We start from the raw sequence: 13767 nt of genomic DNA, 5'->3' as shown, positions 1-13767 counted from the left end.
CGCATTCCTCCTCCATCTGACGGCCTGTTGCCTCGCGGTTCCGATGCGGCTGGCTTCTTTGCGCAGGTCAGCCGACCTGCGCGCGAACTGATCGCCTACGAGGGAAAGAAGGCTATGGCATGTCTGCCCACATCACCGCTCTCCACCCGAGCACGGGCCCAGCCGCAGGCGGCAATACCGTCGCCATCAGCGGCTGCGGGCTCGCCGCTACCAGCGATGTCACCTTCGACGCCGCTTCGGCCCCAAGCTTCACCGTCACCTCCGACACCACGATCACGGCGGTTGCGCCGCCCGGAAGTGGAAGCGTTCAGGTCAGCGTTGTCACTGCCGGACGCCCCAGCAACAGCCTCACATACTCCTACGCCGGATCAGCGGAATCACCGGTCCTCAAGGCGATTGCGCCGCAGGCGGGCGATCCGGCCGGTGGCAGCGGCATCATCGCTGTGGGCTCCGGTTTCACCGGCGCGACGGCGGTTGACTTCGGTGGTACCGCGGCGGCCGACTTCACGGTTGCCTCCGACACCATCATCGGGATCACCACTCCGCCCGGGGCCGGGACGGTGCCGGTAAGGGTCACCACGCCCGGTGGCACCAGCAATGGCGAGTCGTTCACCTACAGCGCCTCACTGCCGCCCAAGCTCGTGGCAGTGGACAACGTCATCCTCGCTGTCGTCCCGTCCGGAACCGGAACGGTGCCCGTCACAGTCACCACACCCGCCGGCACCAGCAACCCCGTGCGCTTCACCTACGTCTCGGCACCGGTCCTCAAGGCGATTGCGCCGCAGGCGGGCGATCCGGCCGGTGGCAGCGACATCATCGCCGTGGGCTCCGGTTTCACCGGCGCGACGGCGGTTGACTTCGGTGGTACCCCGGCGGCCGACTTCACGGTTGCCTCCGACACCATCATCGGGATCACCACTCCGCCCGGGACCGGGACGGTGCCGGTAAGGGTCACCACGCCCGGTGGCACCAGCAATGGCGAGTCGTTCACCTACAGACAACGTCATCCTCGCTGTCGTCCCGTCCGGAACCGGAACGGTGCCCGTCACAGTCACCACACCCGCCGGCACCAGCAACCCCGTGCGCTTCACCTACACCTGATGGTGAATCCCGATGAGCCGCTTCCAACCTGAAGTTCCCACTTCGTTGGCGCGGACTGGGGCGGGGTGCTCGGGCCGGTCGACGGCGTGATCCTCAAGGGGCGATCGTCCGCCATGTAACCGGTTCCGGGCACCACGCGGCGGTGCCGCACGACGATCACAATCCGCCCCGGCACTACTACGGAACTCGATGGACATCGCCTCGTCGTTCACGTCCACCGACTGCACGGCCGCTGCGCATCGTCCGCATCAACGAAGAGCCCTACGAGATCCATTGGCCTTCGGCACCCACTTCGGCGAGGAACCCGACAACCTTGCCGGCGACACCCCGCTTGACTCGGCCATTGATGAAGAGCCGTGTCCGGAAGCCGCTCCCGTTGCAGCCGCCCTGCAGTACAGGGAGTGGGGCAGGTGCTCCGGCGTCGTACCGTGGAACGATCACACCTTGCTGGCGATCAACCCTCGGTCCGAGACCCACCAGCTCCCAACTCGCACCACCGACCGCGGTCTGTCGAATTTCCTCTTCGGAGGGGACGAAGCCCGCTACTACTCCATGCGGGTGGCTCGCTACCGGCGCCCATCGCTGGCATATGAGTCAATCGGCTTGGCTTGGTGGCGCCAAGCGGGCCGACCAAGTGCCCACCCCACGAGGTGTGGCGACAATTGAATGCCTGCCGCCCAGTCACACTCTAGGCGGCAGTGCAAACGGTCCCGATGTGGGGTCGCTTGAGAGTGGAGGCTTGGCTCGATCAGCCGGTGCGATGGGTGATTTGGCGCCGGCTGATCGGCACGTCTTCCTCGCTCGCAGAACCCCGCAGCGTGGCAAGGCATCGCTGACAACCGGTCCACCGTCCGGCTCGAGAGTGGTGTACAGCAGGTAGCCGTCGTCATTGGCCCCGTCCAACACGCTGACCTCGGCCGCCGGTCGGACGGCAGGCCCCAGGGCAACCTGGCGTCGTCGCTTTGCGAAGGTGCCACGCACACGTCGACAGACCGCGGCGTGGGCTGAGTTGGCCGGCGGTGTCGACGAGGTAGCCGTGACGCGGCCGGTGCGACCGCGAGCGGCCGGGATATGGACTTTGGGTTCGTTACCCGGGCCCTCTGCGACGAGTCGCTGATCGCACTCGCCTGGTGCCGCCCCTCGTTGCCATCCGGCAAGGTCTGTCCGCCAGCGACAAACTCGGGTTTTTTGTCATGGGCTTGCTGGGCGTGTCGCGCTCGGCGGCGGACGGGGAACGGCGGCCGGGCCACGTATCACTGCCGACGTTGCGTCTCTCGAACGGTGCGCGCTCTGCCATATGGGTGATGCGGCGTCAAGGGCATTGCAGGTGCGCTCACTCGGGTGGGTTACTGATGACCATCCAATCCGGTGGGCCGCCCATCCTCTCGGGGGAGGGCAGCTTGGCCTACCTTTGCTGATCCCACTTGAGAGCGTAGGCGGCGGTACATACCTGGTGCCGCGGCGGGTGTCCTCCCGCGCAGAGGAAGTGAATGCATCATCCGGTGCCGTTCATCGACATCGGCTGGTTTGGCGGCTCACGTCACCTCTCCCTGGGGACGCCATGCGAACTGCCCGTACTTTACGTTCCATCCTCGGTGTCTGCGCCCTGACCGTGGCGCTGACCGCGGGGCTGGCCGCAGTCCCGAACACGGCACACGCTCAGACGCCTGTGCTGTGCAGTGAAACCTCGCTGGTGAACGCGATCACTGCGGCCAACGCGGCCGGCGGCGACACCCTGGCGCTCGTTCCGTTCTGCACCTACCAACTCACCAGCGCGCACGGCAGCACCCCCACCGGTCCGGTGGGACTACCGCCCATCACCACCCCGATCACCCTGCTGGGGATGGGCGTCACCATCACCCGCGACCCGAGCGCGCCGGCCTTCCGGGTCCTGCAGGTCCAAGGTGCCGCGAACGTGCCAGGCACCAAAGGCCAGTTGAGCCTGGTCGGGGTCACCGTCCGAGGCGGCAGTGCCGTACCCCCCTTCCCCGGCGGCGGCATCTCGAACCTGGGTGGCACGGTCTCCCTGCTCACCAGTTCCGTGACCGGCAACACCGCTGTCGCCGGGGGCGGGATCTACAACGACAACGGCGCCGTATCGCTGACAGCCAGCTCCGTCACCGGTAACACCGCCACCTCCGGCGGGGGCGGCGGCATCTACGTCAACTCCGGGGGCGTGAACTTGCTGGCCACCACGGTGAGCGGCAACACCCCGGACAACTGTGCTCCGTCAGGCAGCGTCATCGGCTGCACCTGACGGCCCGGCCGGCCTGTCGGCCGAATGCTCCACCAGACAACCCACATCACCGCGACGGCGAACACAGCCGTCCGGTCACGGTTCGTCATTCCCACTCAGGCACCACAACGAAGGAGCAACACCATGCCTATCTCCCCCAACCAGGGATCAACCGGAGGCGGAACCACCGTCACCATCACCGGGACCAACCTCGGCGGCGCCACCTCGGTGCACTTCGGCACCAAGACAGCCACCATCACGGCCAACACCCCCACCTCGGTCACCGTCATCAGCCCGTCCGGCACCGGCACGGTTCCGGTGACCGTGACCACCCCCGGCGGCACCAGCAACCCGCTGTCGTTCTTCTACGTCGGCGCACCGTTCAAGTCCAGCATCTCCCCGGTATCCGGCATCACCGGCGGCGGGAATACCGTCACCATCAACGGCACCGGCCTGACCACCGCCACCGCGGTGCACTTCGGTGCCGCCACGGCGACCCCGACCGTGGTCAACGACGGCCAGCTGACCGTCGCCGTACCGGCGGGCGCGGCGGCCGGGCCGGTGAGCGTCAGTGTCACCACCGCGGGCGGCACCAACAACGGTCTGACCTACACCTACGTCGACGGCCCCACCCTGGGCACGCTCAGCCCCGCCTCCGGCCCGGCGTCCGGCGGAACTGCGGTGACCATCCCCGGCACGAACTTCACCACCACCCAGTCGGTCACCTTCGGATCCACGCCCGCACCGTTCTCCGTCATCAACGACAGCACCCTTTCCGTCGTCACCCCGCCCGGGGCTGTGGGTGCCACCGACGTCACCGTGACCACCAGCGGTGGTAGCGCCACCGCCACCGGTGGCTACACCTACCTGGCCGGGCCCGGCATCTGACCCGCCATCTGAGCCGCTGACGGCCTGGTGATGGCCATCAGGCGTGCGGACATCAGGCCCGGACAGGGTGCGCCCTTCCCCTGCCCGGGCCCACCTCACTTCCCTCACGAGCCTCGGCCCGGCGCATCTCTTCTGCGGCCGGCCGGGGCTCACGCTCTCGAAGGAACACGGCCGTGAATAGCTCAGCACATTCGCCAACCGCTTCCGCCGCGCAGGCCCTTGCCGCAGCCACGCCCGCCGTCATTTCCGTCTCACCCACCTCGGGTTCCACCGCGGGTGGTACCACCGTGACGGTCACCGGCACCGGCTTCACCGGCGCCACAGCAGTCCGATTCGGCGCCACACAGGCGCCCTCGTTCACCGTCGTCTCCGACACACAGATCACCGCCACCACCCCGCTCGGGACCGGCACAGTGCAGGTCACCGTCACCACCCCGATCGGCACCAGCAACCAATTCGTCACCTACACCTACGTCACCACGCTCGCGCCGGTCCTCTCATCGGTGAGTCCTGTTTCGGGTCCGTCGGCCGGCGGCACGACGGTCACACTCACCGGCACGGGGTTCACAGGCGCGACCGCGGTACGGTTCGGCGCTACGCCGGCTTCGTTCGTGGTCAACTCCGCTACACAGATCACAGCGACAGCTCCTGCAGGATCCGGCACGGTGCAGGTCACCGTGACGGGACCTGGAGGAACGAGTAACGGTGTGCCATTCACGTACACGACGGCTCCGGTGCCCACCCTGACCTCGGTGACCCCCACATCGGGCCCGACGGCCGGCGGCACAACAGTCACACTCACCGGCACGGGGCTGGCCACTGCCAGCGCGGTGCGGTTCGGTGCCACGCCCGCAGCCTCCTTCACCGTGGTCTCCGACACCCACATCACTGCCGTCGCCCCTGCCGGGAACGGCACCGTACCGGTCACCGTCACGACCTCGGGCGGCACCAGCAACGGGATCTCCTACACCTACTCCGCGGCTCCCATCCTGAGCGGCGTCAGCCCCAACCAGGGCCCCACCTCGGGCGGGAACACCGTCACCCTCACCGGCGCCAACCTCACCGGAGCCACCGCGGTCGCCTTCGGCGCCACCCCGGCAACTTCCTTCACGGTCGTCTCCCCGACCCAGATCACCGCCGTGGTGCCTGCGGCCACCGCAGGGCCGATCGGTGTCACCGTCACCACCCCGGGCGGCACCAGCACCCTCCCGAGCGCCTACTTCTACGTCAGCACCCCGGTCCTCACCGGCGTCGCCCCGCCCTCGGGCCCGCTCTCGGGCGGGAACACCGTCACCCTCACCGGTGTCCACCTCATCGAGGCCACCGCGGTGCGCTTCGGTACCACCGCAGCGTCAGCGTTCACGGTGGTCTCGGACACCCAGATCACGGCTGTGGTTCCTGCGGGAGCCGCGGGTCTGACCGATGTCACCGTCAGTACCGTCGGCGGGACGAGCAACGCGGCCTCCTACACCTACCTGCCGGCACCCGTTGTCACGACTCTGATCCCAAGTCAGGGGCCCGCCTCCGGTGGCATCACCTTCACCCTCACCGGCACCAACCTCGCCCAGGCGACCACGGTGCTCGTTGGCGGCGCGCCTGCCGGGTTCACGGTCGTCTCCGACAGCCACGTTGTCGTCGACGCCCTGCCCGGAGCCGCCGGGCCGGTCACTGTCACCGTCACCACGCCCGGCGGCACCAGCGCCCCGAAGACCTACACGCGAGTCGGCTCACCAGGGATCTGATGCGCCGCGTCAGCTTATGGTTATGGACTGGCGGGGAGGCATGGGCCTCATTCTGAGGCCATCAGTTAGCCGCTTCGGACCAAGCACTCTGGTGTCAGAGCACCCGGTGGACGGCCCCAGAGCATTCCGTCACCACGGCACGTTCCGCGTGTCCGCCTGAGGGGTCGCGTAGCCGCGCGGCCCCTTTGCGCTGTCGCTGGACCATGACGAAACTCCGTAATCCGTGCCGAAGTTGTCCCATCGCGGTGGGTCGCAGTGCTTCGCGGCCGCATTGATCGTCCCGTCGCCCAGACTCTTCGATCGATGACTGTCCGGCTTGAACGGGCGATGTGCGCGAAGTGCTGTGGGAGCCACTTGTGTTCGGGGTCATCGATCGAGGCGAGACGCTCGGCCGGCCAGCGTTCGAAGAGCACCGGTGCGCGGTCGATGCGCGGGATGTTGCCGGTGTCCATCAGGAGGTGGCGCAGGTAGGCCGCGGCTCGCAGTTCGGGAGGCCCTGGATGGCCTCGAGGGTGAGCGGGACGCGTCCGGATGCGGGCGCGAAACGGGTGCACGCCCCGGGTCCCGCGGCGTGTGGCTCCTTCACCACGGGCGCGTGATTCTGTCGGTGTCGAGAGTTACAGAGCCGTTGATGGCCAGGACCTGGCCGTTGACCGTCACGCCGGCGTTCACGGTGATCGAAGTCTGGGCCAGGACCCTTCCTGCAAAGTCGGTGTCAGTGCCCAGAGTGGCTGAACTACCGATCAGCCAGATGACGTTCCTGGCCGTGGCGCCATTGATGAGGAGCACGTGGCTCGCGGTCGCCGTCGTCAGGGTCGATCCGATTTGGAAGATCCATTCGGCGTTGCGGTCGCCCTGGGCATCCAGCGTGACCGTGCCGGTGAGCCCGATGGAAGAGGCGGCGTTGTAGACGCCGGGAGGCAGTGTCTGGCCGCCGAGGTCTCCGGTGATGCCGGCGTCCGGGATCTGGCCGACGGCGTCGTTGTACGTCGTGATCAGGTCGGCATGAGCTGCGACGGCGGCGGCGTCCGAGTTGTGGATACTTCCGTTGACCTGGCCGGGCGGGAATCCGGTGATGGAAACTCCCGGGCTTACCCCGAGATCTCCGGTGACGATCGAGAGACCGGTGTTGGTGACCGACGCTCCGCCCAGGACCGCGAAGCGTCCCAGATACGTGTAGGCGTCCGCAGCGGTGGTGGTGCCACCAAGGGTGGTGACGGTGACGTCCGCCGAGCCGAGCGTTCCGGCCGGTACCACGGCGTCGATCTCGGTGTCGGAGGCGACCCGGAAGGAGAGGGCGGGTGTGCCGTCGAAGGTGACGCTGGTGGTGTAGGAGAACGCGGTCCCGGTGATGACGACGAGATTGCCACCGTCCACCGGCCCCGAGTCGAGGGTGACGGCGGTGACGGAAGGCGAGTTGAGATACGTATAGGTGACTCCGCTGGCGATTCCGCCCCTGGTGGTCACGGTGACCCCTACCGGCCCCGCGGAGGCCGCCGCTGGGACGGTCACGGTGAGCTGGCCGTCCGAGTCGACGGTGAACACGGCGGCCTGCGTACCGAATCTGACCTCGCTCGTGGTGTAGAGGCCGAGGCCGGTGAAGACCACCGTATTGCCCCCTCCCAGAGGGCCCGCGGGAGGCGGGTCGATGCGGAAGGAGGGCGGCGGCAGGTAGTAGAAGGTGCCGACAACCCCCGTTCCGCCGGCGGTTGTTACGGAGACCGGAACGGCGCCGTGACCGGAGGGGGTGATGGTGTCAGTCGTGGTGTCGCTGACGACCGTGAAGCTCGTGGCCTGGCGGGAGCCGTAGTGCACGGCGGTGGTGCCGGTGAAGTGGCTGCCGGTGAGGGTCACCGCGTCGCCCCCACCGGTGGATCCTTGGTTCGGCGAGACTGGCATAGGGGCTCCCTGAGTGCATCGCCGACGGACGGGGCGTGTATCGAACCAGCGCCTCCTTCGACGACACAGCGGCGCGAATACACCAAGTAGCTCACTGGTGACACCCAGCGTCAATGCCCAAGGCCCCCATCCGGCCCGCAATGGAGGCGCGTTCAGTGCTTCGCGCCAAACGGCCACCACCGGCGCACCACCCGCGGGCCCAGCAGCGTCGTAGGCCCGCGAGGTAAGGCCCGTCAGGCGCAGCCAACGATCACGGGTGCGTCCACTGGTTCCCTGGCCTGCCGTTCGCCGAGCCGGCAGCCCGCCGCTCCTGGTCCAAGCGGCGCACCAGGCCGTCTCTGCGCCGGACACGTTGCCGGGCCTGGGTGCTTCCGTGCGAACCGAGGTGGCCGGTCAAGGCCCGGTGGTCAGAGGGTGTGAGTGCGGTGTTGCGGCGGGCCAGGGGCTGGCAGTCGGCCATGACCGGCTGGTCGGCATGGTAGGCCGAATTCCGGCCCAGGGCGCGGTCGGGGTGTGGACGCAGATGAGGAAAGCCCCCGGGTACAGGTGCGGGTCGTGGCGAGCGCGACGATGCGGCGCAGCCGGGCTCCGTCGGTGACGACCTGGGCCGTCGAAGGCGCCGTGGCGGGCGAACCCGGCGCGGCGGGCTTCCGCCTCCGCTCCGGCCGGTCCGGTGAGGGCCGGGCGGTTGCCACCTACTTCGGCGTCTGGAAGCCGCCGATCTTCTGCTCGAGCAGTCGGCCTCAGCGCGCGATGAGAACGCAGGTCGGGAGTTTCCCACCGTCTCGACTGGCACAAGCAGAACTGCCTTAGACCGTGTCCTACATGGTCAGTTTGAGGAGTCGTTTGTAGCAGCAGAGGGCGGCCGCCAAAGCGAGAAAGGCCAGGTGGTTGCCTGGTTCCTGCAGCTTGTGGCTGCGCGAGGATCGCGACACGTGGAAGAAGACCGTTCAGGCGGCCGGCGGGCGCCCGCTGCTGGTGTACCTGCCCGTTGAGAAGTCCGAGCTGCTGCGGCGGCTTGACCAGCGCAATCAGCCCGTCGGCGAGGCCAACGCGCTGACCGTCCCCCCGAGGCCCTGGACGACTTCTTCGCCCGCTTCGAGCCCCGGGCCGACGACGAGAACGCGATCGTCTACACCGGCGACGTGGACGCGGTGGACGCGGCCCTGGCAGGCCGCTGACATGGCCGTACGCTCCAGGTGCCCGGGCGGGGAGCGTGACGGCCCCCGCCCGGGCACCCGGCCTGTTCACCGCCCCAGTCGTACGCCTCGGTGGGTCAGATATCGGGTGCGGAGACGTAGGTGAACGATCCGGTGGCGTTGCCGCCGGGGCCGGTGACGGTGACGTCGAAGGTGCCTTCGGTGCCGCTGGGCGGGGAGGTGGCGGTCACGGTGGTGTCGGAGAGGACCGCGAAGGGTGCCGGAGTGCCGTTGAAGGTGACCTGGTCGGTGGCGGCCAGGCCGGTGCCGGTGATGGTCACCGAGGTGCCACCGGTGGTCGGTCCCGAGGTGGGGCTGACGCCGGTGACGGTAGGCGGGTCGACGTAGGTGTAGGACAGGCCTTCGGCACGGCCGCCGGGGGTGACCACGGTGACGGTGACCCCGCCTGCCGCCGCAGCCGCCGCGGCCCTGACGGTGAGTTGGGTGTCGGAGACCCTTTGGATGACGGCTCGGGTGGGACCGAAGTACACATCGATGGCTCCGTCGAGGTTGCGGCCGGTGATGACGATCTCCTGGTCGCTGCCTGCGAGGGGACCCGCGGCGGGGCTGATACCGGTGAGGACGGGGACCGGCCGGTAGTAGAACTGTCCGAGGGTGCCGGTGCCGCCCGCGGTGGTGACCGTCACGGGGACGGCACCGGACCCCGCGGGGGTGATGGCGGTCAGCGAGGTGTCCGTGTTGGCGGTGATGACGCCCTGAGCGGTGCCGAAGCGCACGGCGGTGGCGTTGGCCAGGTGGTGGCCGGTGAGCGTCACGGTGGCGCCGCCGGCTGTGGCGCCCTGGTCGGGAATCACGGTCGTGGCCAGGACACCGACGGTGCCCGCGACGGAGTTGGTCACGTAGGCGTGTGTGCCGTCGGGGGCGAACGCAATGACGGTGGGTCCGTCCCCGAAGTCGATGTTCTCGACGACGGCGTTCGTGGCGGTGTCGATCACACTCACCGTGTCCGGCTCGGCATTCGCCACGTAGGCATGCTTGCCGTCCGGGCTCACCGTCGTCAAACGTGGCTGGGCGCTGACACCGATGGTGGCGGTGACGGTGTTGGCGGCGGTGTCGATCACACTCACCGTGGAGTCGCCGACGTTCGTGACGTAGACATGCGCCCCGTCGGGGGCGACCGTCAGCAGGATGGGGAGGGTACCGACGGGGATCGTGTCAGTGGTGGTGTTCGTGGCGGTGTCGATCACGCTCACCGCGTTCGAGGCGAGACACGCGACGTAGACGCGCGTCCCGTCCGGGGTGATGGCCACGCCGATCGGCGCATCCCCCACGGGGACGGTGGCGGTGACGGTGTTCGTGGCGGTGTCGATCACACTGACCGTGTTCGTAGGCTGTCCCGACACATAGACGCGGGTGCCGTCCGGGGAGGCCGCTACTACCGAAGCTCCCGCTACGGCGACGTCCGCGACGATAGCGTTCGTGGCGGTGTCGATCACGCTGAGCAGACCGTCTGCGTTGATGGTCACATATGCCCGGGTGCCGTCCGGACTGATCGCCACGAAGGTGGGAGCGGCCCCCGTGGGGATGGTGGCGGTGACGGTGTTCGTGGCGGTGTCGATCACACTGACCGTGTTCGAGCCCCGGTTGGCTACATACGCGCGGGCCCCACCGGGCGTCAGGGCGATTCCCTGGGGCGTGTCACCCACGGGAATGGAGACCCCCGCCGCGAACGAGGCGGTGAACCCGGCAGCGCGCGCCTGAGCGGCCTGCGGCGATGGCGATGGCGATGGCGATGGCGATGTCAAGGTGAACATGACACTCCCTCAGGTCGGCGGAGGAACTTTCCCCCGCACACGGAAATGTCTGCTCCACCGCATGGGCCAACAGCGAGCAGGCGACCGGCCCCAGACCGGCACCGGTCAAATACACACCCGAATGGGCGGCCCGAAACGCGGATAACAGCAGTAACCCACCACCGCACGTTGCACCACAAGAGATCGACAGAATTTCACCCGTTAGGCCCTATCGTCGTGCTGCCGCTGTCTCTCTTGCAGCCTCACCTTGGCCGGCGACAGCAACGGACATGCGATCTCCCACAGCCCACCCCACCGTCCACTCTCCATAGCAAACCATCGGACACCTCGCCACGTCAGAAGGCCCTTAGACCGTGTCCTACATGGTCAGTTCGAGGAGCCGCTTGTAGCAGCAGAATGCTGCTACAAGCCCGAGAAAGGCCAGGTAGTTGCCTGGTTTGCGCTCGTATCGGTGGTTGAGGCGGCGGTAGCCGGTCAGCCAGGACATGGTGCGTTCGATGACCCATCGGCGGCGGCCGAGTCGTTCACTTGAGTCGATGCCCTTGCGGGCGATGCGGACGCCGATGCGTTTGCCCGAACCGGGCTTACCCCGGTCCACGGGGCTCGGACCTGCACGTTCGCCCCCTTTTTCGCTCGGACGTGAGCCGAGTCGAGGACCGCACGGGACAAGTCCACCAGACCCTTTTTGTCCAGGAGTTGGAGAACCTTCTGGTGCAGTCGGCCCCAGACCCCCGCACGGGACCAGATGACAAAACGGCGATGCACGGTCGACTTCGACGCCCCGAAACACGGTGGCAGCGCTCGCCAGGCGCAGCCGCTGACGAGTACATAGATGATCGCGGCGAACACCGCCTCATCATCGATGTTCGCGACTCCACCGCCCTGCGGCCGCACCCGAGCCGGCGGGATCAGCGGCTTCGCGATCTCCCACAATCCATCCGGAACGATCCATCCCCAACGTCACTCCCCATGCCCAGCACAACAGCCAACCGACCATGTAGGACTCGGTCTTGGCCCTGGAGACCGCACGAACAGACCAATAAGGTGCAGGGCGTTCGGCATTGGGGCTCTCGGGGAGCGAAGGAGTACGACCTGATTCGCCGCGGGGAACCGGAGTACAGCGGTACCCACGTCGCCTCACGCGCTCTCACACAGGTCTCACAGACTGCACAGACTCCCCCGGGCGGTCTTCTCACTCACCCGACCACGCTACCCACTCCGTGACGCGATCCTGACACCCGGGTCAGGAAGAGCCGTCGGAGTGTGCCCTCCGCCCACGCCCCCAAAGCGGAGTTTGCGCAGGTCAGAGCCTCACCGCCTAGACGACGTAGACAACCGGATGACCCGGCTCGTCGTAGCTCACCATGATCCGCCGGTACGGACGCGGGTGCCTTCCCGGGTGCGGCTTTCGCAGTACCCGCACCGGATGGCCACCGCGCATCCCGTTCTCAGGGGCAGCCCAAAGCAGTGAGCCTCGACGACACGACGGCCAGATGGTGCGAGGTCGCCCACGCTCGCCACTCCGTTCCGCCGCCTGCTTTCGCCCGCTGCCGTTTCGCGCATTCCTCAAGACGAGCGTCTCCCCACGACGTACCCGCGCCGGTGGGCGGCCAGTAGGGCGAGGAGACCAGGTCACGGCTGAGGGTGAAGAAGTCGTCGTTGCCGGGACGGGTCTTGGGGTAGACAAAGACCTGCCAGTCTGCCGCTGTGGTGTAACGCATGTTGGGATGCGGAGTCCCACGAGCCTGCAGCGGCATTCGCGGGTGCGTCACACCGAAGTCGCCGAAGTCAGGCACTTCTCCACGCCACTGGTCGCGAACCTGCTTCCAGAGAAGCGCATCTTCCCTCACTACCGGCGTTGCTCGTCCGCGCGGGAAATTCGTCAGATTGACCGGGAAGGCACCAGCAGCCACGCACTCATGGCGCCAAGGCCACTGCGTCATGTGCTTGAGCGTGTCCAGCACCTCAACTGCCAGTGCTGTCCTTCCGTCCCGAGAATGCACAGGCCCAGCGTCAATGATCAGATCTATTTCCTCCGGCGCAGCGCGGAGTGTTCGGAGCATCTCGCGGACTCGTTCATCGTCCGGGCGGCATTCTTGTGCGTCACGAGCCGACGAGATGCGTAGACAACCGCCCTGCTGGTGCCACGCCATCACCGCACGAACCTCGGCGAGCGTCTCGTCGGTATCAGTACCTCTGAAGACCGGGCACATCGCGACCTGTCGCCAGCTCAACGACTCGCCTAACCTCACCATCGGACCGCCCGCATCGCCCTTGAGTACCTGCGCCGCCGGCAAGGCTCCGCAGTCAACCGTGAGGACCATTCCATTCGGAACATCTTCCATGGCACGGTCACAGAAGGTCTCCAGGAGATCCCGAACGTCGCAGTCGGGCACGACCTCCATCACCGGACGAATCTGGGACTGCACCTCCGCCGACGCATGCCCCAGTGCCAGAAACTCCCCCGCCTTGCCCTTGAGAATGGGAACGTAGGCCACCGGCTCCCCCAAGCACAGCACGCACTCAACCAGTTGAAGTACCAACCACTCTTCTCAGAATGACGCATCGTTCCCCTACTCGACAGAGTCTCGAATCAGCCATCCCGGCTCAAAGTGCGGCGAACGCCGCGAGGTCGGCCTCATCCCGTGCCCCGGAGCAAACAACGCGGCAGCGAAAACCTGGTGTGCGGGGCCGACGGAACCGGGTAATGTCCTTGTCATGTTCTTCCAGACGCCGATTTACGAGTGAGAGCGTGATGGGCCCCTGCTGACGTCCTTCGATGTCGCCGCGCCCGTCCCCCACCGATGAATCCGTAGATCACTTCACAACATTCCGGGAGAACCCGTGAGCAAGAACATCAACAACCCCGTGGGCATGGGCGGCGGCCAGCGCAAGAGGCTGTCGCGCGCCGAACGGCAGAACAACGG

General features: G+C 67.4%; 8 protein-coding genes and 1 pseudogene. 5 read left to right on the top strand and 4 right to left on the bottom strand.

All coding sequences use genetic code 11. The annotated features are described in order from the left end of the window. Nucleotides 1–119 precede the first annotated feature (119 nt). The 4 genes from OO62_RS36995 (at nt 120) to OO62_RS37950 (ending at nt 5967) form a co-directional block, all read left to right on the top strand. Nucleotides 120–1133, top strand: a complete 1014-nt coding sequence (locus OO62_RS36995; protein WP_078617201.1) for an IPT/TIG domain-containing protein — start codon at nt 120–122, stop codon at nt 1131–1133. Between the two features lie 1661 nt (nt 1134–2794). Next, entirely contained in the window at nt 2795–3358 is a 564-nt protein-coding gene (locus tag OO62_RS16365; RefSeq protein ID WP_078617200.1) for a hypothetical protein, read from the top strand. A gap of 123 nt (nt 3359–3481) precedes the next feature. After that, nucleotides 3482–4225, top strand: coding sequence for an IPT/TIG domain-containing protein (locus tag OO62_RS16360; RefSeq protein ID WP_033268157.1), 744 nt, complete (start codon nt 3482–3484; stop codon nt 4223–4225). Nucleotides 4226–4398: 173 nt separating this feature from the next. Further along, nucleotides 4399–5967 carry an IPT/TIG domain-containing protein gene (locus OO62_RS37950; protein WP_078617199.1) on the top strand — a complete coding sequence of 523 codons (1569 nt, stop codon included), beginning with the start codon at nt 4399–4401 and terminating at the stop codon, nt 5965–5967. A 582-nt stretch (nt 5968–6549) separates the two neighbouring features. On the opposite strand, the gene OO62_RS41540 is transcribed toward OO62_RS37950, so the two are convergent. The 4 genes and pseudogenes from OO62_RS41540 to OO62_RS16325 all read right to left on the bottom strand — a co-directional run bounded on the left by OO62_RS41540 (nt 6550) and on the right by OO62_RS16325 (nt 13383). Continuing rightward, nucleotides 6550–7866 carry an ice-binding family protein gene (locus OO62_RS41540; RefSeq protein WP_323135817.1) on the bottom strand — a complete coding sequence of 439 codons (1317 nt, stop codon included), beginning with the start codon at nt 7864–7866 and terminating at the stop codon, nt 6550–6552. Nucleotides 7867–9142: 1276 nt separating this feature from the next. Next, nucleotides 9143–10840, bottom strand: coding sequence for an IPT/TIG domain-containing protein (locus tag OO62_RS16335; protein ID WP_033268155.1), 1698 nt, complete (start codon nt 10838–10840; stop codon nt 9143–9145). Nucleotides 10841–11198: 358 nt separating this feature from the next. After that, nucleotides 11199–11788: pseudogene (locus tag OO62_RS37430) on the bottom strand (transposase). 500 nt (nt 11789–12288) lie between these two features. Further along, the gene (locus OO62_RS16325) at nt 12289–13383 is read right to left on the bottom strand and encodes a beta family protein (RefSeq protein ID WP_248782293.1); all 1095 of its coding nucleotides are present in this window, start codon (nt 13381–13383) and stop codon (nt 12289–12291) included. A gap of 301 nt (nt 13384–13684) precedes the next feature. Between OO62_RS16325 and OO62_RS40605 the strand changes: the two genes are divergently transcribed. Further along, nucleotides 13685–13767: DUF6243 family protein (locus OO62_RS40605; RefSeq protein ID WP_248782295.1), on the top strand; the 83-nt coding region annotated here is incomplete at its 3' end.

Source organism: Streptomyces lydicus, from assembly GCF_000717345.1.
GTDB classification, from domain to species: domain Bacteria; phylum Actinomycetota; class Actinomycetes; order Streptomycetales; family Streptomycetaceae; genus Streptomyces; species Streptomyces lydicus.
The sequence above is the reverse complement of the archived record's forward strand: the minus strand, read 5'-3'. Positions and strand labels throughout refer to the sequence as shown.

Bases quoted from the DNA above. Each gene is read 5' to 3' on its own strand.
- OO62_RS41540 (WP_323135817.1), bottom strand. From the start codon at position 7,866: ATGCCAGTCTCGCCGAACCAAGGATCCACCGGTGGGGGCGACGCGGTG.
- OO62_RS16360 (WP_033268157.1), top strand. From the start codon at position 3,482: ATGCCTATCTCCCCCAACCAGGGATCAACCGGAGGCGGAACCACCGTC.
- OO62_RS36995 (WP_078617201.1), top strand. From the start codon at position 120: ATGTCTGCCCACATCACCGCTCTCCACCCGAGCACGGGCCCAGCCGCA.
- OO62_RS16335 (WP_033268155.1), bottom strand. From the start codon at position 10,840: ATGTTCACCTTGACATCGCCATCGCCATCGCCATCGCCATCGCCGCAG.